This is a genomic window from Pseudomonas extremorientalis, from assembly GCF_024584605.1.
In the GTDB taxonomy this organism is placed as follows: Bacteria; Pseudomonadota; Gammaproteobacteria; order Pseudomonadales; family Pseudomonadaceae; genus Aquipseudomonas; species Aquipseudomonas extremorientalis.
In genome coordinates this window covers 2,522,424-2,542,665 of the sequence record NZ_CP089519.1, presented here as the reverse complement: position 1 = coordinate 2,542,665, position 20,242 = coordinate 2,522,424, and the positions used below count along the sequence as shown (strand labels likewise).

Here is a 20,242-nt window from a genome sequence, read left to right as displayed (position 1 = left end):
GATTAGGCGGTTGGCGAGGGACACGACTGAACTTCTGTCATGCAAAGTTCACATGACGCTGTCGGCGCGGCGGTGAACAGCACAAACGCAAAAATCAGCAACGGCGCAGGCCGTTGCTGATCAGGTGTTGCGGGTCTTTGAAAGCGTGGGTTACAGCGGACGACCGATGCCGTTGCAGACGTTGGTGTTGCCGATGCTCAGGGCATTGGTGGCGGTCAGGAAGCTACCGCGAATAGCGATTTTCCAGTTGTTTGGCAGTGGCACGAACGCGTTGGCTTCGATCGCTGCGTCGTTGTTGGCAGACGAACCGTAGTGCTTGGTGAAGAAGTCACGCACTTGGGTGGTCTGGGTGGCATCGGCGTAGCACTGGCTGAAGATCACGTTGGTGAAGCCCAGGATCGGGTAGCCCGACGTTGGGTAAGGCACCACACCCGCGGTGTTGGCTTTGCCGAACACGGGCACCCAAGCGTCAGGGTTGCCACGGTCAGCGACAGCAGGCAACGGCACGGCATTGATGGCGGCGGATACGTTGCTCGCTTTCGGCGATACACCCTGGACCGCCACACCGTTGACCACGTCCTTGCCCACGCGAGCGACTTTAGTTGCGTCATCCAGACCGGCCAGGGTCGGGGCGGCGAAGTCAGGGCTCATGTAGGTGATACCGCCGTCGGTACCGGCCAGGGTGGTCATCACGCCTTGGCTGCCAGTTGCGGAAACCGCGCCGGCAGGCAAGCCACCGGTGTAGCTGGTGCCGAAGGTGGTGGTGACATTGAAGGTGCCGGTTTCAGCGCACTTGGCATTCAGAAAGCGCGTGAACAGTTCGGTGGTGCCACTGCTTTCGCTGCGGTAAACCACTTTGATGGCGCCACTGCGACCCGAACCTGTGATACCGCTCCAGTCGGCGATACGGCCGGAGAACACACCGCACAGCTCGTTGATGCTCAAGTCAACGGCCGCAGTCCCGCTTTTGTTGAACGGGATGGCAACCGAAGTACCCACCGATGGCACTTGGATCAGCTTGCCCCAGGCAGGTTGCTTGGCCGACGCATACGTCGACAGTTCAGTAGCGCTCAGCTTGGAATCGCTGCCCGCCCAGTGCACGTTCAGGTTGGAAACGCCAGCCTTCAACTTGGTGTAGTCGTTGGTCAGGAAAGCTGCCTTGCCATTGCCGCTGCCCACACCGATGTACGGGGCAAAACCTGCGGTCAACACGCCAGACGTCTGGTACAGCGCTTGTGGCAGGGTTGCGCCGCCGCCGTTGATGTCAGCCATTGCAGCCTGGGCCGAGCACAGTGCAGCGAGGGTCATGGATACCGCGAGAACGTTGCGCTTAAACATGAAGAATCTCCTTTCGTCGTGTTTGTACGTTTGGGGTAGAGGGCTCTTGCATGACGCCATGGCTTCGGTCCCGAGCCGTGTTCAGGGGGGTGGCCAGGGGTTAAAACCATGGGACAGAAATTCGCAGTTTCCGATGACGTTTGTAGGAAAAAACCTCGGGAGGAACACCTTGATTTTTAAAAAGATTCTCGGGTGTTCCGGTCATGATTCCGAGCGCTTTGGGCGCAGGTGACAGTCAGGTTTCAGCGCGTATGGCTGGAGGCGACATGAGCTGTCGGAATGTGACGGAACGAGGAACCCGAGGTTGGACGGGAGCAGGTGCGGTCAGGTGACCAGTTGGTTGATCTCGATGATCGGCAACAACACCGCCATGACGATCACCAGCACCACGGCCCCCATCACCACGATCATCAGCGGCTCCAGCAAGGCGGTCATGCCCATGGCACGCCGTTCGATATCCCGCGACAGTGTCTGCGCCGCGCGCTCCAGCATCGGTGGCAGCGAGCCGGTTTTCTCGCCGCTGGCGATCAGGTGGATCAGCACCGGCGGGAAGACCTTTTCCACCGCCAGCGCCGGGGCCAGGTTGACGCCCTCGCGCACCTTGGCGGTGGCATCGCTGACGCACTGGTCGAGCCGGTCGTTGGACAAGGTTTGCCGCGCGGCCTCCAGAGCACGCAGCAACGGCACCCCGGCACCGCCGAGAATCGCCAGGGTCGAGGCGAATCGTGCCGTGTTCAACCCCAGTACAAAACGCCCGATCAATGGCAGGCGCAGCACGCGGCTGTGCCAATTCAGCCGCGCTACCGGATTGCGCAGGTACAGGCGCCAGCTCCAGAAACCACCGACGATCCCGGCAAGACACAGCCAGCCCCAGGCGCGGATGAAGTCACTTGCGTTGAGCATCGCCAGGGTCAGCCCCGGCAGGTCCTGGCGGGCCTGGGAGAACGCACTGACCACCTGGGGCACCACGTAGCTCAGCAAGAAAATCACAATGCCGATGGACACCAGCCCCACCACACCGGGGTAGATAAACGCGGTGAGAATCTTGCCACGCAGGTTGTTGCGCTCCTCGATGTAGTCGGCCAAACGCTCCATCACCTGGGCCAGGTCACCGGACTCCTCCCCCGCCGCAATCAGCGCGCGGTAGATCGACGGAAAATCCCGAGGTCGCGCCGCCAACGCATCCGCCAGGCGCATGCCGCCCCGCACATCGGCGCGCACGGCGGCCAGGGTCTGGGCGATATGCTTTTTCTCGGCCTGCTCCACCGTAGCACTCAGCGCAGCTTCCAACGGCAGGCTCGCGCCCAGCAGGCTCGCCAGTTGCCGCGTGGCCCAGGCCAGGTCGTTGTCCGACAGTTTGGCGCTGAACAGGCTGCTGCCCGTCGCGGCCGGCTGATTGCCTTCGATCTGCACCAGCAACGCGGTCAAACCGCGACTGCGCAGGTTGGCAAAGGCTGCGCTCTGGCTGTCGGCCTCCACATGCCCGGCCTCGACTTTGCCGCTGCTATCGGCGGCTTCATAGCGATAGCGATTCATCAGGCGTCCCGTGTCACACGCAGGATTTCTTCGGGGGCGGTGGCACCGCTGCGCACCCAGCGTTCACCGTCTTCACGCATGCTCAACATCCCGGCGCGGCGCGCGGCCAGGCGCAGGTCCTGCTCGTTGGCGCCCTCATGAATCAGGCTGCGTACCGCATCGTCGACACAGAACAACTCATGGATCCCGGTACGTCCGCTGTAGCCGACCTGGTTGCACTGCGCGCAGCCGACCGGGCGCCAGGTGCCGGGCGCGGCGGGGTCTTCCTGCTTGCAGTGCGGGCACAGGCGCCGTACCAGGCGCTGGGCCAACACCCCCAGCAGGGACGACGCCAGCAGGAACGGCTCCACCCCCATATCGATCAGGCGGTTGACCGCCGACACCGCATCGTTGGTGTGCAGGGTCGCCAGCACCAGGTGACCGGTGAGCGAAGCCTGCACGGCGATTTGTGCGGTCTCCAGGTCACGGATTTCGCCGATCATGATGATGTCCGGGTCCTGGCGCAGGATCGCACGCAGGGCCAGGCCGAAGGTCATGTCGATCTTGGCGTTGACCTGGATCTGGCTGATACCCGGCAGGTCGTATTCCACCGGGTCCTCCACGGTGAGGATATTGCTGGTGCTCGCATCCAGCCGCGCCAGGGCGGCGTACAGGCTGGTGGTCTTGCCACTGCCGGTGGGTCCGGTGACCAGCACGATGCCGTGGGGCTGGCGGATCAGCGTATCCAGGCGTGCCAGCAGCTGCGGCTCCATGCCCAGGGTTTCCAGCTGCAGGCGCCCGGCTTGTTTGTCCAGCAGGCGCATGACCACCCTTTCGCCATGGCCGGTGGGCACCGTGGACACGCGAATATCGATGGGCCGCCCGGCCACGCGCAGGGCGATACGGCCGTCCTGGGGCAGGCGTTTTTCGGCGATATCGAGTTGGGCCATGATCTTGATCCGCGACACCAGCGCGCCATGCAATGCCTTGCGTGGCGAGACCACGTCACGCAGGGTGCCGTCGACACGGTAGCGCACCACGGAATGGGTTTCGTAGGGCTCGATATGGATGTCGCTGGCTTCGTCGCGGGCGGCCTGGGTCAGCAAGGCGTTGATCATGCGGATCACCGGGGCGCCGTCCTGGGTGTCCAGCAGGTCGGTGATTTCGGGCATGTCTTGCATGAGACGGTCGAGGTCGACCTCGTTTTCGGCGGCGCCGACGACGGCGGCGGCGCTGCCGGTGTCGGCGTACGCGCTGGTGAGCAGGCCGTCGAGTTCGTCGTCGCGGACCTGTTCGAGGTGGGCCGGGCCGAATTGGCGGTGGACTTCGCTGATGGACCAGCCGGGGGTTGAGGGGCAGACCGTCAGCAGCATGCCCTGGTCGCTGGGGCGCAGGAGGATGCGTTGGGATTTGGCCCAGGCGTAGGGCAATAGGCTCATTGGGGTTGCCCTTTGGGTGGGTGTACATATCCGTTATTTGGGTAACGGCGGCTTATGGTTCCGCCCTTACGGCGGCTCACTTTTGAAAAGCGCAAAAGTAAGCAAAACGCTCTTGCCCCAACACTCGGCACCTCGCTCAGGCTCGGTGTGCCCGTAATCCGACAGTGATTTGGGGGGCCGCCGCCACGCGCCATCCATGGCGCGGGGCGGCTAAACCGGCATCCCTGCCGGTTTACCCCCCAAATCCCTGCCGAATTCCGGCCAGCGTGTTTGACGGGGCGCCTCAGATCAAAATCAAAAGCAAAGCGCGGCGGCCTGGTAGCCGACCGGATCGTTGAGGCGTGCGCGTTCCCCCTGAGCCGGGCTTGCCCGCGATGGTCGTTAACGATGACGCGGGAAACCAGGATAAACGCGGCGCGCTCACTGGTTTCAGGGCTGCTTCGCAGCCCAACGCGGGGCAAGCCCGCTCGCCACAGTAGGGCGGCAACACAAAACAAAAAACGTATCCACGATGCGCAGCGAGTCGCTCTTGCTCTTGATCTTCGGCGCCCCGTAAAACCACGCTGGCCGAACGCAGGCTTGAATCCGTGGGTAACCCGGCAGGACGCCGGGTTAGCCGCACTGGGCCATGGATGGCCCATTGCGGCGGCCCACGGATTCAAGCCGGAGTGAGGGAACACCGAGCCTGAGCGAGGTGCCGAGTGGTGGGGCGAGGACCTTTTGGTTACTTTTGGGTCCTTCCAAAAGTGACCCGCTGTAAGAGCGGAACCATAAGCCGCCGTTACCGAAGGAATGGATATGTACACGGTCAAAACGTTCAAGGCCGGCCCCCAGGAATCGCCTTGTCCACAGAAGGCAACTGCGGCGCCTGCACATCCGGCATCGCCCAACTGTGCTCCGGCTGCAACCCCCCTTGCGCCCTGCGCATAAACTCATACCGATTCAACGTAATACTGCGCCCCGCCCCACTGTCCCGAATAATGTACGGCCGCAAGAACACCATCAGGTTGGTCTTGTTCACACTGCGCTTCTCATTGCGAAACAACGCCCCCAACCCCGGAATATCCGACAACCACGGCACCGCGTCATTGCTCTGGCTATACCCATCCTGCAGCAACCCGCCGAGCACCATGATCTGCCCGTCATCCAGCAAAATACTGGTATCGATCGCCCGCTTGTTGGTCACCGTACCCGCCTCCACCGACGCCCGCGCATCCACGGTGCTGACCTCCTGATAGATATCCAGCTTCACGGTGCCGCCTTCGGAAATCTGCGGCCGCACGTTCAACTTGAGCCCCACCTCTTCACGCTGCACGGTCTGGAACGGGTTATTGCTGGTGCCCCCGCCGCCGGTCACATAACTGCCGGTGACAAACGGAATGGTCTGGCCCACGAAAATACTCGCCGCTTCGTTATCCAGGGTCAGCAGGTTGGGCGTGGACAATATGTTGGTGCCGCCCTTGCTCTTCAGCGCACGGGCCAACACCTTGAGGTCGAGCACCTTGCCGATGCCGGGAATATCAACCGTGCCGTTGACCACCCCCACATTCAGCCCCTTGGGCAGCACATCAATACTGGTAGGGCTATTGGGCTTACCATTCACGCCGCTACCGCCGAGGTTCACGCCACCAAACCCGCCCTTGCCCCCCAGGTTGCCGGCCTGCCACTGCACGCCAAACTCGGTGGCATCGTCCTCGCCGACTTCCACGATCAGGCTTTCGATCACCACCTGGGCACGGCGCTGGTCGAGCATGTCGATGACTTCGCGCAGGTTGCGGTACAACGGGTCCGGCGCGGAGATCAGCAGGGTGTTGGTGGTGGCGTCGGCCTGGATCGTCACGCCGCCGGCACTGAACGCGGTGTCCTGGTCCTTGGGGGTGCCGTTGGTGCCGGTGGTCGAGCCGGTGGCCTGGCCATAACCCGACTGCACGCCGCTGCCGGTGGGCGTGCCGCTGCTGTTTTGCGCATTGCTCGCGCCTTGGGCGGTGTTCTTGCCATTGCCGCCCATGGCGCTGAGCTTGCCCCGGGCATCGTCGCTCACGCCGGAATCGCTCTCGCCGGTGAGCAAGCCGCGCAGTGACTGGGCCAACTTGCCCGCCTGGGCGTTGCGCAGGTACACCACGTGCATATTGCTGGGGTTGCTCTGGGCGTTGTCGAGTTTATAGATGAGGTTGCGCGCCAGTTCCGTCCGCTCCGGGCTGCCGGAGCGGATGATGATCGAGTTGGAGCGCGGGTCGCCGACCACGTTGATTTTCTGGGTCTGGTCGGCGCCCTGGGTGTCCAGCAGCTCGGAGACCATGGCGGCGATGTCCACGGCGATGCCGTTCTGCACCATCACCACATCGGTGTCGATGGCACTGGGGGTGTCGATACCGTTGATGATCTGCGCCACCCGCGCCAGGTTTTCCGCGTAGTCGGTGATCACGATGCTGTTGTTGCCGGGGTAGGCATTGATCGGGTTGTTCGGCGACACGATGGGGCGCAGCACCGGGATCAGGTTGACGGCGTTTTCGTATTGCAGACGGAAGGTGCGGGTCTGCATGCCACTGCTGCCGGCGCTGTAGATCGGCCCGCCGAGCAGCTTGGCATCGGCCTCGGGCACCACCTGGGCGACGCCGCCCACATCGACCACGCTGAAGCCCTGCATGCGCAGCGCCGCCAACAGCATGTCGTAGGCCTGATGCGCCGGCACCTGGCCTTCGCTGACCAGGGTGAGGTTGCCCTTCACACGCGGGTCGACCAGGAATTGTTGGCCGGTGGCGCGGGAGAGTGCGCGCACCACGGCCTGGATGTCGGCGTCGACAAAGTTGAGCTGCACCGGTTGGTCACCCAGCGGGTTGCGGGCCTTGACGGTTGCCGGGGCATGGCCGCGAGCACTGTTGGTGACGCGGTGCTGTACGGGCGCTTTGGGGGCGGGTTGGCTCTGGCGGTCGAGGACGGTCTCGCCACTGCGACGGGTGTCCGCCAGGGGCTGGCCGAGTTCGCTGTCCACCAGCAGCGGCTTGGACGCGTCCTGGTTGCTGCACGCACTCAGGGCCAGCACCAGCAACGGCGCGACCATACGGAAAGGGGGGACTGACCACTTCATGAAGCTTCCTTAGCGCCAAGCGCCTGATCCATGCGAACGGTCCCGGACACAGTGCCGGCCGAGTTGTCGACGGTATCGAGCACGCGCTGTAAACGCGCCTCGGACACCTCCAGGGAAAACGAACGGGCATTGCCCAGCAGCCAGCCCACCACCGCGTCGGCCGGGGCGTTGTCGAAGGTCAGGCGCCACCCCGCGGGCTCGAGCGCCTGCAACTGGTAATGCCCTTGCAGGCCGGCACTGTCCAGGGCCTGGCGCAACGCGGCTTCGTCGCCCGGCCTGGGCGCGGCGACGTCCTGCAACAACACCTGCAAGGCCTCGGCCTGGGCGCGCAGCTTGGGGGTTTCGGCCTGCCAGTAATCGATCTTTTTCAACGCGGGCTGCACCAGCACCAGCCAGGTCAACAGGCTGGCCAGGACCAGCCCGGCGCCACCGAGCATGCGCTTTTCGCGCAGGGCCAGGCCGCTCCAGAACACCCGGGCCTGGCTGCGCAGTCGCTGCACTTTATTCATCGCCGGCTCCGGCTTTTTCTGCGGGCTGCACGGGAGCAATGGTCCAGGCCTGGCCCTCGCGGCTGGCGGTGAAACCGGCCTGGGCCAACGCCGCCTGCCATTCACCTTCGGCGGTCGGGTGACGACTGTCGGCGAGCAGCTCGACACGCAAGCGCCCCTGTTCAAACGTCAGGTTGCCGACACTGCCGACCATGAACGGCAGGTTGCTGCCCACCAGTTGCAGCAGGCCGGGGAAGCGTTGGCCCGGGTCGGCGGCCGCGCCGGTCTGGCGTGCGGCCAATTGCTGCCGGGCCTGTTGCAAGGGGTTGAGCACCACCGGCAACGCCGGAAACGCCTGGCGCACCTGCTGGCTCATCAGCGCCTTGAGTCGCTGGCCTTGCTCCACCTGGCGCGCGGCGTACAGGTTGAGGCCCAGGGTCCAGATGGCCGTGGCCAGCACCACACAGGCCAATGCCCTGCCCCACCCGCCGGTCGAGGGCTGTGTGAGGCGACCGTGCAACCCCCACATGGGCAGCGGCCCACTCCAACGCTGCGCCGCTGCCACCAATGGCAGGTCCAGCGCCTGCAAACCCAGCGGGTGCATCGTGCCTTGTTGCAGGCTGTCACGGGTCAGCAGGTAGCCGTCATCCAACGCAGCGGCGCCCACCGGCAACGCATAGGGTGCCGGGTACAGGCCGCGCAGCTTGAGCGGCAACTGCGCCAACCGCTCCAGCCCGGCCTTGGGCACCCAGGCCACCTGCACGCGCCCATCGCTTTCACGCGGGCCGTGGGCCACCTGCATCTGTTCAACCGGGCCGAGGATCAACGCTTGTGCGGCACAGGCCACGGCGGCGGCGGTCTTCGCCGCCGGCAATGGCGGCAGTTCCAGGCTGGTCAGCAGGCTGTCCCGCGGATGCAGGAAACAGTCCGCTGCCTGGCGTGACTGGCCCAACTGCGCCAGGCTGGCGTCGCCCTCTTCAATGACCACGCCACGCTCCACCCAGGCAAACCGGACCTGGCTCTGCGCACTCAATTGATCCAGCGGCGGCAGGCCAATGCGCAAGCGTTTCATACGCCCACCCGCGCCCAGATCACCCGGGGCTGCCGGTCTTCGGGGCGGTGCAACAAGGCGTCAAGGCTGACCCGCCGCTGCTCGCGCCGCGCCTGGCCCCGCACGCGGAACCACTCGCTGGTGATGCCCACCTGCACCGAATCCACCGCCACTTGCGGCAAGTGCAGGCGGTTGACGAAATCACCCCGGTTGATAAACCACTGCCCGCTGTCACGCTCAGCCACCAATCCATGGGCCTGGGACAGGCTGAGCTGGGGCACCACCGCACTGAGCACTTCGGCGCTGGCGGTGTTGCCGTTGACCCAGGTCGGGCCGGGCAGCACGCTGATATAGGCCTGCATGCGCTGCAACACCAGGGGATCAAGGCCTTCGATCCCGCTCAGCTCATCCAGGCTGCGCAGCATCGGGTATTTGGCGGGCGGTTCATAAGAGGCAATCACCCGCTGACTGATGCGCCGACTCACCGCCGGGTCGACGCCGATCAGGCGGCACAGCCGTTCAAAACTCTGCAATTGCTCGGTGTCCACCTGCTGGCGGTTGACCAGGTTGCGCAGGTTGAACTTGCCCTGTTCGTCCTCGATCCGTCCCTCGAAGGCCCCCCCGTGGGCACGCGCCCAGGGTTGGTCGAGACGGGTCAGCACGTCCTTCTGGCGGGCGTCCCAGAGCAGCTGCCGACTGCGCTCCAGGCCGCCCTGCAACAACCATTGGCCCTGGATGCGCAACTGCTCGGCTTCGAGGCTGCGGGTAAATACGGTCTGGCGCGTGAGCATGGCGCCGGCCAATACCGCCACCACCGCTGCGATCAGCAAGGCGCTGATAATCGCCATGCCGCGCTGCTTCGCCACTGGCGGCGAATACCGTTTCATGGCGGGCCCTAGAGTTGCCAGGAGCCGATATCGGCATTCACGCCATCGCCATCCGGTTGGCCGTCGGCGCCGAGGGAGAACACATCCACCTCACCATTGGCGCCCGGGTTGAGGTAGTGATACGGGTGGCCCCAGGGGTCGTTGGGCAGGCGATCCAGGTAGGCGCGCCAGTTGCTGTTCTTGGCGTCGGCCGGGCGTTCCACCAACACCTTGAGGCCCTGGTTCATGCTCGGGTAAGTGCCGTGGTCGAGGCGATAGAGTTTCAGCGCCTGCATCAACCCGCCGATGTCCTGCCTGGCCGCCGTGGCCCGCGCCTGGTCCGGCCGGTCAAGCACCTTGGGCACCACCATTGCGGCGAGGATACCGAGGATGACCACCACCACCATAATCTCGATCAAGGTGAAGCCACACTGCCTGTGAGGGCCTGGCAATGGGGACGTTAGGCGCGCGATATCCATCTCGACATTCCTTGGCTTGAGTGCAATTCGTGGCGCAGTGTTGCAAGAACACATGTCAGTCGTATTGAAATTCCTCGGGAGTTTCAGTCGCCAATCGGTCAACTCCCGGCGCTAGTCTGCGGGCCTGTTTCCCGGCTTTGAGAGCGCCATGTACGGCCGTCGCAAGGAGCAAGGTTTCACCCTGATCGAAGTGCTGGTGGCGCTGGCGATCATCGCCGTGGCCATGGCCGCCGCCGTGCGCGTGGCCGGGTTGATGACCCAGAGCAACGGCCTGCTGCGAGACAAATCCATCGCGTTGCTGGCGGCGCAGAGTCGCCTCGCCGAACTGCGCCTGGAAGGCCACCTGCGCAGCGGCAAGAAGACCTTCACCTGCGATCAAGGCCGCCTGAAACTGCGCTGCGAACAAACCATCAACGCCGACGGCCGTCTGTTCCAGGTCAACCTGCAAGTGCTCGACGCCAGCCGCGAAGCGCCGCCCCTGGCGCGGCTGGACACCCAGGTCATGGCCGAGTGAGCAGCGGCAACGCAGGCCCCGGCGGCAACTTGTCGAGGTTGACACGCTGCTTCTCGCCGCCGCGCTCGATCTCCACCCCATCGCCTTCAATGGCCGTCAGCCGCACACCGGGGCTGAGGCGTTCACCCACTAGAAAGCTGCGCGGCGGGCCATCGTTGAGACTGAGGATCGCCACCGCACCACGGGCACCTGCCAACACGCCAGTGACTTTGACTTGCAGCGCTGTCGGCGCATTGGAAAACCATTGCAGCGCCGGGTTATCGCTGCGCGCCGCCAGTGCCTGGGGCGTGGCTTGCGGCGTGTGGGATTCGGCGCTGGTGAGCAACAGCGGCGTCCATACCGCCACGCCCGCCAGCGCGGCCAGCACACCCAGGACCTGCACACCATGGGCCAGGGTGAAACGAGGGGCAAATGTCATGGGGAGGACCTCCTGTTTGTCCGTCGCACCAGCCTACAGGTCAATTCGCACGCTTTTATTTCACACACTCCCCAGTTCTCCAGGTAGCCCGCGATGAAACAGCAAGGCTTCACCCTGATCGAGCTGATGGTGGTGCTGGTGATCATCGGCATCGCCAGCGCCGCCATCAGCCTCACCATCAAGCCCGATCCGCTGCACCTGTTGCGCAAAGACGCCGAACGCCTGAGCCAACTGCTGCAAGTCGCCCAGGCCGAAGCCCACGCCGACGGCCGACCCATCACCTGGCACGCGGATGCCAAGGGGTTTCGCTTCAACCGCCAGCGGGACGACGGCCAGGGCCTCGATACCTTTGAAAACGACGACCCGTTGCGCCCACGCCTGTGGGAAAGCACGCCGATGCAGATCAGTCTCGAGCCCCGGCAAACCCTGGTGCTCAACGCTGAATGGATCAACCCACCGCTGCGCATGGTGCTGTCCGACGGCCAACACAGCCTCAGCCTGCAACGCGACGCCGCCGGTTTGATGCGCGTGGTCAGCCAACCATGAAGCCGGCACAGCAAGGCTTCACCCTGATCGAAGTGATGGTGGCGATCATGCTCATGGCGGTGGTCAGCCTGATCGCCTGGCGCGGGCTGGACAGCGTCACCCGCGCCGATCAGCATTTGCAGGCAAGCACCGAACAGACCGAAGTGTTGCTGCGCGCACTGAACCAGATGCAACGGGATATCAGCCTGCGTGCCAGCGTCGAACTGACGCCACCTGAAGCCACCCAAACAGAGGGGCTGGCCGCCGTGACCGTACGCAGCTCCGACAGCAAGGGCTTTCGCCTCGACGTGATCCGCAGCGCCCCAGCGGCCGGCGATGGCCTACAACGGGTGCGCTGGTGGCTCAAGGGCGACGCACTCTACCGCGCTGCCGCCCCCGCGCGGGACCGCTACCCGCTGCCGGCGGCAAAGGACGGCGTGGTGGTACTGACTGGCGTCAGTGACCTGCAGGTACGCGTATGGGAAGCGGACAAAGGCTGGCGGCAACTGAGCGGCAATCGCCGCGAAGACCCGCTGGGGCTGGAGATCAGCCTGGTGCGGCAGACGCCACAGGGAGTGGAAAAATACCGGCAGGTGGTGGGACCGTTGAAGTAGGGGCGGCGAATTGGCCGCCCCGCTACTGTCATCGTCCGCGCTCGCCGGTCTCGAGCCACACTTTGCTGACGCTCAAGGTTGTCGCCAGTTTCTCCACACGATCCACCGGCAGCCCGCGTGAAAACCAATTGTTGAGGCACTGCGGGCTGACGTGCATCCATTCGGCAAAGGCCGTGGGCGGGATGCCGTAGGTGTTGAGCACCAGACGCAGGCGCTGGCCGGAATGAAGGGTCGGGGGTTGTGGTGGGGTGTGGCGCCGGGGGGATTTTTTTCGGGTATGCATGAGGTGGGCGGCTCCCTGCCGTGGTGGATTGCTCCGTGAACTATAAAACAGCGCAGGCATGAAACAGCAGGTGTCTGGGAGGGCTGGAAAAGCATAAAACGAAATGACCTACATATTACAGTGAACAATTCCTACGACTCGATAGGAAGCTGAACGCCGGTCACGGCTGATCGACGTTCGGGTTGAACTGACTTGACCGCGCATTACAACAATCGGCGTTGCACCGCTTCTTCCAGGGTACTGCGGGTCAAGGCATGCACCACGTCCTGCGTGTTCTTCTGGAAAGGAATGGCGACGATCGATCGCGGGTAACACACCTTGCTTAGATTTTTGCTGTCATTGCCTCAAGGCTGAGTATGACTAGCGCTATGCTTGTCGAGATCAAATCTTTTCTGCATAAAAAATCGGTTATATCCAGCGACCGGGTAATCTTTGAGTTCTCCAAATATGCTGAAGCCGAGCCGGCGGTAAAAGTCCGGAGCCTGAAAAGAGAATGTGTCCAGCCAGATACCTTGGCAGCCTTTCTCACGCGCCAGCGCTTCCACCTTGTTCATCAACTTTGCGCCCAACCCTTGCCCTCGGGCTACTTCAGGGACTACCAGCAACTCAACAAATAACCACTGCCCAGAAATTTTTGCGTATAGCCCACCTTGCGTCGCCCCTGCGTCATCCTTGATCAAGAACGCAAATTTTTCAGTTCCGATGAGCCCCGTTTGTGCTTGGTTGAATTCGCGCAGCGGTGCCAAAATCGCTTGGTAATCGACCTCTTGAGGCGTCTCATTTATCTCAATCCGTAAGTCCACAGCTTTCTCCTTGAGTGGTTTTTGATTAAACAGGCGCCCAACGATGTGGTAACAAGTTGGTGGCGTCCCCTGTCCGCTGCGTGGGCAGACGAGTCAAAACGTCCTTCATTTAAGCATACGGCTCATGTCCGTTCATGCGCGCAGACTGGATCAAAGTCATAATCGCTGCCGCCCGCTTTCCGCTGTGTAGCGATCCGGCAAACAACCTCTTTTACCTTCTTATACCTTTTGCCCCAACTAAAGTTTAAAGAGAATAGAAAAATCCGGACCGAGCTCATTTCTCAAGTGTTCAGCTAATCGCTCTCCCTCTCGCTTGAATTCGCGCTCTAACTCCTCACTCTCGAACCCAGAGTTTGGCGGGTAATCAGCATTCAGGGTTTCATCGTATATAGCGGCCCACTTTGATAGACGCAGCTGAAGCTCTTCAGAGATAGGAAGCTCGCAGGGAGCTATGTCCCCATACTCATCGGGGGACATATTCCAAAGCGGATGACACTGATAATCCGCCATCAACTTTATATTTTTCATTTAACGCTGCCCCTTGGATTTGCACCGACGACAAAGCCGTTGTCGCCAACAGTCACAGCAATTCGATGCGGCTGCCCATTAACAGTTAACTCATAAATTGGGCGCCCAGCTCCAGAGCCTTGATAACCAACGAGCTGGATCCCTCAGGGTCTGACCCCGTTTTCCAAAGTCAAAAATCACTCTTTTCGACGATAAACGACCCTCGCAGCTTCCGACAAACTAGGTATATCTTCGTTGCCTACAAAAACTTCCGACCTGCATTTTAAATCCGCCCCCTGGTAAGCAGTATATTGACATATGATATCTTCTACCTCACCAACATCATCCTCTATATTTTCTTCAAGATAAAATCTTATTACCCAAACATCATCCTCACAATACAAAACTACCATCCTGAAGTTTGGAGTAACTGCCCCCAACATCGCTTGAACAAGCATTAAGACTTGGAAATTCCAAGCTTTCAATTCGGCTTCTGCATTCATTTTTGAGTCCAATTAGGATCCCTCAGGGTCAGACCCCGTTTACCCTTATAAAATTAAGTATTCCCTAGATAAACGACCCCATCCGAGAACTCCATAAGCCAAGGCTCAGTTGATGACGAACAAAATGCATTCAAGACGCGGCCGTCAGATAATTTAAAAAATGGATCGATTGGCTGAGCATCGATAAGCCAACCTACCTCAACAATGGATAAGCCTAACAGCTCAGAAACATGGTCAAGCACATCGTCATCCCAACAAGCGAACAGCAACTCCCCCCCCTTAGACACACGCCACGCACTCTCGGTCTGAAAGCTCCAACCCGCAGAAAAAAGCATCAAAATATCGCCATCCCAAAATACTCTTTCAATTTTCATAGGCAACAAAAGGGCCACAGCTTGCAAGAATGTATTCGTCATTTAGTCCACCTGCTCAATATGCGTACGCTCTCTAATCCACTGCTTCCGTTCAGCCTTCGATAAACCCTGCGGGGCTGCGACGGCTTTCCAGTAGTAGGATCGACAGGTCCACCATTAGCGTTCTCGAATGAGGCGCGCTGGGGGCTTCGACCATCCGCCTGCATCACCCGAACTCGCGAACCATCAGGCAAGATGTATTGAGTTCCGAAAAAAGGGAACGAATTTATTTAGGCTTGGCGCTGCTCGGCAAGCACCAAATAAATCTGTCCCCTTCTCTTATGGCGTGGATCGCCACCTTGGGTAACGAGCCGTCCGCCAGGACGTTTTTCATGTAATCCCCTACCAGGTTGAAACTGGCCGCCGCCAAGGTGTTGAACAAAGCATTTTTCGCCGCGTCACTGACACTGCCGCCCTGCCCCAGGGCTTTGTTCAGTCCCTCAGGGTCTGACCCCGTTTACCTACGTTTACCTATCCCTTTTCTCGCCATAGCCGATAGATTGATAAAAAGTAACAGTAGGCCCGTAATCCTGATCTGAATTCGAAACCTCTACAGAAAAATTCCATCCTGGAAATTTGTCCTTTAAAACTAGCCGCCATGAAAAAGCAATAGTGTCAGCTAGCTGCTCAAAAACGACATCATCAACTTCATCCGTACAGCCTGAAAAAACATCGTACATGTGAGTGTGGTTCATTATTTTTTCAACTGCAGAAATATCCCCATCAAGTTTCTTTAACCATACCAAAAAAACTTCATGATCATATTTAGCATTTAAAAAAATCGCACCTTGACTGATAAAAAAATCAGGAAACAACAGCCTGCAAAATAGCAGACAGTCTTCAGGCTTACAAATAGCACTCATATAGGAAAATATATCTATATTATCTCTCTCAGCCCAGCTTGACGCCCATAGCTCGTATCGACTCAAACCGCTAAATTGCCCAAGCGTATTTACTTTCATTATGGAATCTCATCCGAATTGGTAGGCCGGGGAGCCAGTTTAGTAGAACCTGGAACTGCCTCTCCAGTTGAAACAAGTACTCCTTTAGCCCAAAAAAAATAATTAAACCGCTATTACTATTCGTAAATTTTAGATGCAAACAATATTTTTGCAAATGTCTGCCAACTAGGGATGAGGGCTTCATCATCCCCAGAGTTCAGTGCATAGAAATTCATTGCTCGTACCCAAGCTTCCATTGCATCCAAAAACCTTTCCAGCGTAGGGTTTTCCCATTCACCTGAATTCAACTCCAAATCCTCCCTAAGCCCACAAATAAAATCTGCAAACTCCTCTCTTGTTTTAACACTCTCAATCATCTTATCTAAATCCATAAGTCACCTATTTACAAACCCCACGCACACAAATTATAGAACCGTTGTTTGGTGTAGTCATCTTCCTTCCAATTTCCTTGGCTATTTCGGCCTCGGTGGCGGGAACGATTTTGATGGGCACGCCGGCAGCAGATGCAGCTAGAACTCGCCGATTATCTAAGCTATAGACTAGGCCATCCTTTTCGAAGAAATCGGGGTCAGACCACCAATATACATTGGCGCACTAATCGGGCACACTAATCGTGGTCCGCCCCCTATTCCCCAATAATGTGCAACGGGATATACGGCAGTATAACCCTAGGACGGCGAACCAAATAAATCCCCAAACAAATAAGAGCTTACAGCTTAGCCGCCCATCACTAGGCCAACAAAATCGAATAAGTACAAAAAAAAAAAAATAAATCATATTTTAAAAGAGCAATTCTGCTGAACTCTAAAAATCGCAAAGCCGTGGCCTCCCCCCTATCTTTTCAGGTCCTAGGCTAGCAGCAAAATTTTTTAAGCATTCAACACTGCAAAGCTTACATCACCGGACCTCAAAAATTCTTGAAAACAAGAAATAACGATATCTATATTTCTTGTGACAACACTCGCCGGATAGTAATCGTCCAAAACATCAACCAATTTTGCTCCAGCCGACGTATTATTAAGAGTACGCACAACATGCTCACCATCATCAAGGTATTGGTTCAGCATCAGAATATAATTTCCGGATTCAGCATAAAGATTGATTTCGTAAGGTCCGGCTTCAGGTGCTGGGGAAATAGACAACGAAACGACGCCGTCGACTTTACTATATTCAAATATAATGGACCTTACCTGTTCCATGGTCGGCTTATCAATTAGAGGGATTTGCGATCTGCCATGCTCAGGACTAAGGGTATACCCTCCGATGATCATCTATTTTCTCTCCTTAATAGACTTGCCGCGCAGGAACTGGGGTCGGTCTGGCAACTGACGATGGCGTCAATGTCCTGCTGGAGGCTCAGTTCCTGGAATTTGCACGTGGCATCCTGGATGCAGGAGGCGTCGGTGCATCGGGCTATCTGTTTGGCGGCACGTTCCAGTTGGTTGTGTGACAGGTAGTTGTATTGCGTAGCGTTCTTCGCCACCCAGCTGCCGGTCTCCAGCTTGGCGGCGTCGGTGTCGCTTTGTGCCGCAGCCGCCAGTACGCCGACGATCTGCGAACTCATGGTGAGCAGGGTGTCGTTGCCTTTGACCAACGTATCCAGGTGGCCAACCAGTGCTTCGCTTGCCGCCGCCGCCAATGCGCCGGTCTTGAAGTCGCCGCCGGTGGCTTCGGCCAGCAAGCCACCGACCATGGCGTGGATCGCCACCTTGGGTAACGAGCCGTCCGCCAGGACGTTTTTCGTGTAGTCCCCTACCAGGTTGAAACTGGCCGCCGCCAAGGTGTTGAACAAGGCATTTTTCAGCGCGTCACTGACACTGCCGCCCTGCCTCAGGGCTTTGTTCAGTCCCTCAGGGTCTGACCCCGTTTACCTCCGTTTACCTCCGTTTACCTTTTTTAAAAAACTGATCGGCGTCACTCATAAATTTCGTTGGACCTGGAACTGCCTCTCTAGTTAAAAAAAGTACTCCTTTAGCACCAACTAAAATGTCAATTTAATCCAAATAAAATCCGCCTGAGAGCACGTTGTTTTTCTAGGGTTGAACCATCAGAAAAAACCTTATCAGACGTTACAACTTTTAAAAACCTACCACACTCATAAACTTTAAATCCCTGGCTTTCCAACAACGAAATGCTGGCAAATCTATCCACACCAGCTCTCTCCCAGAAGAGGTTTCCTAGCCACATAGTGCTTCCAATCGCTTCAATATATCCTTGCCTGGGCACGTTACGGCCAGGATTCCCTGAGGTATCAATTTCCATTTGATCCAAGGGGGGAGGTAAACCATTTGACTTCATTGGAAGACCTGAAAGAGGGCGCCCCACACATTCATACTCTAGAGGGTCTGTAGCGTTCTGCCAAAAATCATATTCGACATCAGAAACCCATGCCTGAATAAAACCTTCAACGCTGAGAAAAGGCCCTATTTCCTCTTTCAACTTAGTATTACTATGACCCTCTGACTCTTCTAGTACCAAAAAGCAATAACCCAGTGCTGGAAGCAACCCGAATCGGAGCTCAAACCCGCTAGACATCAAACCACTCGGCCAAGATTTTTTTTTCAATATTTTCTTTTCAAGCGTTTTAATATCAATCTTAACCCCATGCAGAAAAAACACCGTAGGGGAGGAAAACTTATTTAGAAGCTTCTCAACCAAGGCCAGCATCTGCAAACCACTGATCGACTCGATATCAAAAACAAACTTAAATCGCTTCATTTTTTCAGGTCTCACTTGAACTCTTTAACAACCACTTTGACATTATATTCACGTCCGAATTCGATAAGCGATTTAGCAGCAGCCGAACCGCCAGGCTGAACTCGCAGATCAAGCACCATATTTGCTGGTACACCATCGACTTTCGCGCCATTTTTTCCTAAGTCGATAATATGATCTTGCATTCGGCCTAACCACGTACTTCCTGCCGTATCTACAGATTTCAGACTAACGAGCGTATTACCATTCTGAAAATCTACAAGCGGGAAATATCCATTTCTTTCGGCTCCTACGTTATACCAGCCGCTCTGCGGTGAATACTCAGTTTTAGCAAGGTATGACTCAATGTCTACCCCTCGTTGAGTCGGTTTAAGAGTCCAAATCTCTGAAAGATTCGTTTTGAGATCTTTTGGCCCCCCCGCCGCAGTCCCCACCCCAACCGCCAGTGCGATCTTCAGGTTGTCCGCAATGTCCTGCGCCTGAGCATCGCTCAGTGCCCACTTCGACTTGAGCGACTCGACCATCGCGCCCACCGAGTGCTCGGTCGTGGCGGTCGCCAGCATTTCCTGAAATTCGTAATTGCCGTTGATCAGGCTCTGTACCGCCTCCCGTGCGTCTGGCGAGGCGTAGTCGGCGATGTCGCGGATGGCGTTGAGGTTCGCCATGGTGTTGGCGACTTCTTTGGAGCTTGCCGCGCAGGAGCTGGGGTCGGCCTGGCAGCTGACGATGGCGTCAATGTCCTGCTGGAGGCTCAGTTCCTGGAATTTGCGTGTGGCGTCCTGGATACAGGAGGCGTCGGTGTCGCTTTGTGCCGCAGCCGCCAACACGCCGACGATCTGCGAACTCATGGTGAGCAGGGTGTCGTTGCCTTTGACCAACGTATCCAGGTGGCCAACCAGTGCTTCGCTTGCCGCCGCCGCCAATGCGCCGGTCTTGAAGTCGCCGCCGGTGGCTTCGGCCAGCAAGCCACCGACCATGGCGTGGATCGCCACCTTGGGTAACGAGCCGTCCGCCAGGACGTTTTTCGTGTAGTCCCCTACCAGGTTGAAACTGGCCGCCACCAAGGTGTTGAACAAGGCATTTTTCAGCGCGTCACTGACACTGCCGCCCTGCCCCAGGGCTTTGTTCAGTCCCTCAGGGTCTGACCCCGTTTACCCCTACTCAGGAATAATTTCCAACTCACTCCACAGTGGTTTCAGCCCTACACTCTCCATATAAGCCCCATAGTCGAAAAAGGCCCTAACCCCAATGTCTTCGTATAAAAACCATGAGGCATCGCACTCTTGACATAAGAACAAGCAAGTGTCGCCAGCTATAACTTTAGCCTTGATAACATCTCCCTGCTCACACCTTGGACACAACATATAAAACCTCTCTATTTAACAGGACAGGCGGTAATGACCTGACTGGTCCCAGGCCGAACAATAACTTTAATACTCGTTTCTCCCGAAGTACCAATCGCTCGGCCCATCGGGACAACATATGCCCCCGGATCCCCTACTACAGGACTACCTTTCTTGAGCCATGCTTCATCGACAGCGCTTAAAATCTCTTTTGTGTCCATACTAAAGACGCTATGTGCTGTCTTGGCTGGATTCGGTTCCGCATGCTCTAAAACATGCAAAACTCTGTTTCCTTGAACCGATCCTTGTCCATAGTCTAGACCAGCTGGAGTTGTCCAAGTCCGCGTAGCCTTGTCAAACGTTAGCTCTACTGCACCA

At 58.4% G+C, this 20,242-nt stretch carries 21 protein-coding genes and 3 pseudogenes; 3 read left to right on the top strand and 21 right to left on the bottom strand.

Features of this window, described 5'->3' with window-relative positions; genetic code table 11:
* Positions 1 to 150 precede the first annotated feature (150 nt).
* The 8 genes from LUU92_RS11580 to gspG form a co-directional block, all read right to left on the bottom strand.
* Positions 151 to 1,338 carry a substrate-binding domain-containing protein gene (locus LUU92_RS11580; protein WP_071491222.1) on the bottom strand — a complete coding sequence of 396 codons (1,188 nt, stop codon included), beginning with the start codon at positions 1,336 to 1,338 and terminating at the stop codon, positions 151 to 153.
* 324 nt (positions 1,339 to 1,662) lie between these two features.
* Positions 1,663 to 2,874: a type II secretion system inner membrane protein GspF gene (gspF, locus tag LUU92_RS11575; protein WP_257103638.1), complete on the bottom strand. Its 1,212-nt coding sequence runs from the start codon at positions 2,872 to 2,874 to the stop codon at positions 1,663 to 1,665.
* Positions 2,874 to 4,292 carry a type II secretion system ATPase GspE gene (gspE, locus tag LUU92_RS11570; RefSeq protein ID WP_257103637.1) on the bottom strand — a complete coding sequence of 473 codons (1,419 nt, stop codon included), beginning with the start codon at positions 4,290 to 4,292 and terminating at the stop codon, positions 2,874 to 2,876. The genes gspF and gspE overlap by 1 nt, the downstream gene beginning before the upstream one ends.
* Positions 4,293 to 5,109: 817 nt before the next feature.
* A complete protein-coding gene (gene gspD / locus LUU92_RS11565; RefSeq protein WP_257103636.1) occupies positions 5,110 to 7,380 on the bottom strand; it encodes a type II secretion system secretin GspD in 2,271 nt (756 codons plus the stop codon).
* Complete coding sequence (locus tag LUU92_RS11560; protein ID WP_071495351.1) at positions 7,377 to 7,889, bottom strand: type II secretion system protein M; 513 nt, start codon at positions 7,887 to 7,889, stop codon at positions 7,377 to 7,379. The genes gspD and LUU92_RS11560 overlap by 4 nt, the downstream gene beginning before the upstream one ends.
* A complete protein-coding gene (gene gspL, locus LUU92_RS11555; protein ID WP_257103635.1) occupies positions 7,882 to 8,940 on the bottom strand; it encodes a type II secretion system protein GspL in 1,059 nt (352 codons plus the stop codon). Before gspL ends, LUU92_RS11560 begins: the two co-directional genes overlap by 8 nt.
* Positions 8,937 to 9,806, bottom strand: a complete 870-nt coding sequence (gene gspK, locus LUU92_RS11550; RefSeq protein WP_257103634.1) for a type II secretion system minor pseudopilin GspK — start codon at positions 9,804 to 9,806, stop codon at positions 8,937 to 8,939. Before gspK ends, gspL begins: the two co-directional genes overlap by 4 nt.
* Positions 9,807 to 9,814: 8 nt before the next feature.
* The gene (gene gspG, locus LUU92_RS11545) at positions 9,815 to 10,264 is read right to left on the bottom strand and encodes a type II secretion system major pseudopilin GspG (RefSeq protein WP_071491215.1); all 450 of its coding nucleotides are present in this window, start codon (positions 10,262 to 10,264) and stop codon (positions 9,815 to 9,817) included.
* Positions 10,265 to 10,412: 148 nt separating this feature from the next.
* Between gspG and gspI the strand changes: the two genes are divergently transcribed.
* Positions 10,413 to 10,778 carry a type II secretion system minor pseudopilin GspI gene (gene gspI, locus LUU92_RS11540; RefSeq protein WP_058427240.1) on the top strand — a complete coding sequence of 122 codons (366 nt, stop codon included), beginning with the start codon at positions 10,413 to 10,415 and terminating at the stop codon, positions 10,776 to 10,778.
* Here gspI and LUU92_RS11535 read toward each other — a convergent pair.
* Positions 10,765 to 11,196, bottom strand: a complete 432-nt coding sequence (locus LUU92_RS11535) for a type II secretion system protein N (protein ID WP_257103633.1) — start codon at positions 11,194 to 11,196, stop codon at positions 10,765 to 10,767. The genes gspI and LUU92_RS11535 overlap by 14 nt on opposite strands.
* A 93-nt stretch (positions 11,197 to 11,289) precedes the next feature.
* Here LUU92_RS11535 and gspH point away from each other — a divergent pair, with 93 nt between their 5' ends.
* Positions 11,290 to 11,742: a type II secretion system minor pseudopilin GspH gene (gene gspH, locus LUU92_RS11530; RefSeq protein ID WP_257103632.1), complete on the top strand. Its 453-nt coding sequence runs from the start codon at positions 11,290 to 11,292 to the stop codon at positions 11,740 to 11,742.
* On the top strand, positions 11,739 to 12,335 hold the full coding sequence (locus LUU92_RS11525) for a type II secretion system protein GspJ (RefSeq protein ID WP_257103631.1): 597 nt from the start codon (positions 11,739 to 11,741) through the stop codon (positions 12,333 to 12,335). The genes gspH and LUU92_RS11525 overlap by 4 nt, the downstream gene beginning before the upstream one ends.
* Positions 12,336 to 12,363: 28 nt before the next feature.
* On the opposite strand, the gene LUU92_RS11520 is transcribed toward LUU92_RS11525, so the two are convergent.
* The 12 genes and pseudogenes from LUU92_RS11520 to LUU92_RS11470 form a co-directional block, all read right to left on the bottom strand.
* On the bottom strand, positions 12,364 to 12,618 hold the full coding sequence (locus LUU92_RS11520) for a helix-turn-helix domain-containing protein (RefSeq protein ID WP_071491211.1): 255 nt from the start codon (positions 12,616 to 12,618) through the stop codon (positions 12,364 to 12,366).
* A 344-nt stretch (positions 12,619 to 12,962) separates the two neighbouring features.
* A complete protein-coding gene (locus LUU92_RS11515) occupies positions 12,963 to 13,421 on the bottom strand; it encodes a GNAT family N-acetyltransferase (RefSeq protein ID WP_257103630.1) in 459 nt (152 codons plus the stop codon).
* A gap of 25 nt (positions 13,422 to 13,446) precedes the next feature.
* Positions 13,447 to 13,626, bottom strand: a pseudogene (locus LUU92_RS11510) (transposase domain-containing protein); the annotation flags it as partial.
* A gap of 32 nt (positions 13,627 to 13,658) precedes the next feature.
* On the bottom strand, positions 13,659 to 13,949 hold the full coding sequence (locus LUU92_RS29375) for an immunity protein CdiI family protein (protein WP_071491209.1): 291 nt from the start codon (positions 13,947 to 13,949) through the stop codon (positions 13,659 to 13,661).
* Between the two features lie 176 nt (positions 13,950 to 14,125).
* Positions 14,126 to 14,431 (bottom strand): MafI2 family immunity protein, encoded by a 306-nt coding sequence (locus tag LUU92_RS11505; RefSeq protein WP_083351579.1) that lies wholly within the window; start codon positions 14,429 to 14,431, stop codon positions 14,126 to 14,128.
* A gap of 53 nt (positions 14,432 to 14,484) precedes the next feature.
* The gene (locus tag LUU92_RS11500; RefSeq protein WP_071491208.1) at positions 14,485 to 14,847 is read right to left on the bottom strand and encodes a hypothetical protein; all 363 of its coding nucleotides are present in this window, start codon (positions 14,845 to 14,847) and stop codon (positions 14,485 to 14,487) included.
* 464 nt (positions 14,848 to 15,311) lie between these two features.
* Positions 15,312 to 15,806 carry a hypothetical protein gene (locus LUU92_RS11495; RefSeq protein ID WP_257103629.1) on the bottom strand — a complete coding sequence of 165 codons (495 nt, stop codon included), beginning with the start codon at positions 15,804 to 15,806 and terminating at the stop codon, positions 15,312 to 15,314.
* A 116-nt stretch (positions 15,807 to 15,922) separates the two neighbouring features.
* On the bottom strand, positions 15,923 to 16,177 hold the full coding sequence (locus LUU92_RS11490) for a DUF7660 family protein (RefSeq protein ID WP_071491207.1): 255 nt from the start codon (positions 16,175 to 16,177) through the stop codon (positions 15,923 to 15,925).
* A 498-nt stretch (positions 16,178 to 16,675) separates the two neighbouring features.
* A complete protein-coding gene (locus LUU92_RS11485) occupies positions 16,676 to 17,077 on the bottom strand; it encodes a DUF6911 family protein (RefSeq protein ID WP_071491206.1) in 402 nt (133 codons plus the stop codon).
* Positions 17,074 to 17,652 (bottom strand): annotated as a pseudogene (locus tag LUU92_RS11480) (DUF637 domain-containing protein); the annotation flags it as partial. The pseudogene LUU92_RS11480 and the gene LUU92_RS11485, both read right to left, overlap by 4 nt.
* A gap of 143 nt (positions 17,653 to 17,795) precedes the next feature.
* Complete coding sequence (locus LUU92_RS11475; protein ID WP_256579984.1) at positions 17,796 to 18,539, bottom strand: hypothetical protein; 744 nt, start codon at positions 18,537 to 18,539, stop codon at positions 17,796 to 17,798.
* Positions 18,536 to 19,651: pseudogene (locus LUU92_RS11470) on the bottom strand (DUF637 domain-containing protein); the annotation flags it as partial. The gene LUU92_RS11475 and the pseudogene LUU92_RS11470, both read right to left, overlap by 4 nt.
* Positions 19,652 to 20,242: the final 591 nt, after the last annotated feature.

Excerpts from the sequence above, each read along its gene's own strand:
- LUU92_RS11580 (WP_071491222.1), bottom strand. The coding sequence starts at position 1,338 with ATGTTTAAGCGCAACGTTCTCGCGGTATCCATGACCCTCGCTGCACTG.
- gspF (WP_257103638.1), bottom strand. The coding sequence starts at position 2,874 with ATGAATCGCTATCGCTATGAAGCCGCCGATAGCAGCGGCAAAGTCGAG.
- gspE (WP_257103637.1), bottom strand. The coding sequence starts at position 4,292 with ATGAGCCTATTGCCCTACGCCTGGGCCAAATCCCAACGCATCCTCCTG.
- gspD (WP_257103636.1), bottom strand. The coding sequence starts at position 7,380 with ATGAAGTGGTCAGTCCCCCCTTTCCGTATGGTCGCGCCGTTGCTGGTG.
- LUU92_RS11560 (WP_071495351.1), bottom strand. The coding sequence starts at position 7,889 with ATGAATAAAGTGCAGCGACTGCGCAGCCAGGCCCGGGTGTTCTGGAGC.
- gspL (WP_257103635.1), bottom strand. The coding sequence starts at position 8,940 with ATGAAACGCTTGCGCATTGGCCTGCCGCCGCTGGATCAATTGAGTGCG.
- gspK (WP_257103634.1), bottom strand. The coding sequence starts at position 9,806 with ATGAAACGGTATTCGCCGCCAGTGGCGAAGCAGCGCGGCATGGCGATT.
- gspG (WP_071491215.1), bottom strand. The coding sequence starts at position 10,264 with ATGGATATCGCGCGCCTAACGTCCCCATTGCCAGGCCCTCACAGGCAG.
- gspI (WP_058427240.1), top strand. The coding sequence starts at position 10,413 with ATGTACGGCCGTCGCAAGGAGCAAGGTTTCACCCTGATCGAAGTGCTG.
- LUU92_RS11535 (WP_257103633.1), bottom strand. The coding sequence starts at position 11,196 with ATGACATTTGCCCCTCGTTTCACCCTGGCCCATGGTGTGCAGGTCCTG.
- gspH (WP_257103632.1), top strand. The coding sequence starts at position 11,290 with ATGAAACAGCAAGGCTTCACCCTGATCGAGCTGATGGTGGTGCTGGTG.
- LUU92_RS11525 (WP_257103631.1), top strand. The coding sequence starts at position 11,739 with ATGAAGCCGGCACAGCAAGGCTTCACCCTGATCGAAGTGATGGTGGCG.
- LUU92_RS11520 (WP_071491211.1), bottom strand. The coding sequence starts at position 12,618 with ATGCATACCCGAAAAAAATCCCCCCGGCGCCACACCCCACCACAACCC.
- LUU92_RS29375 (WP_071491209.1), bottom strand. The coding sequence starts at position 13,949 with ATGAAAAATATAAAGTTGATGGCGGATTATCAGTGTCATCCGCTTTGG.
- LUU92_RS11505 (WP_083351579.1), bottom strand. The coding sequence starts at position 14,431 with ATGAATGCAGAAGCCGAATTGAAAGCTTGGAATTTCCAAGTCTTAATG.
- LUU92_RS11500 (WP_071491208.1), bottom strand. The coding sequence starts at position 14,847 with ATGACGAATACATTCTTGCAAGCTGTGGCCCTTTTGTTGCCTATGAAA.
- LUU92_RS11495 (WP_257103629.1), bottom strand. The coding sequence starts at position 15,806 with ATGAAAGTAAATACGCTTGGGCAATTTAGCGGTTTGAGTCGATACGAG.
- LUU92_RS11490 (WP_071491207.1), bottom strand. The coding sequence starts at position 16,177 with ATGGATTTAGATAAGATGATTGAGAGTGTTAAAACAAGAGAGGAGTTT.
- LUU92_RS11485 (WP_071491206.1), bottom strand. The coding sequence starts at position 17,077 with ATGATCATCGGAGGGTATACCCTTAGTCCTGAGCATGGCAGATCGCAA.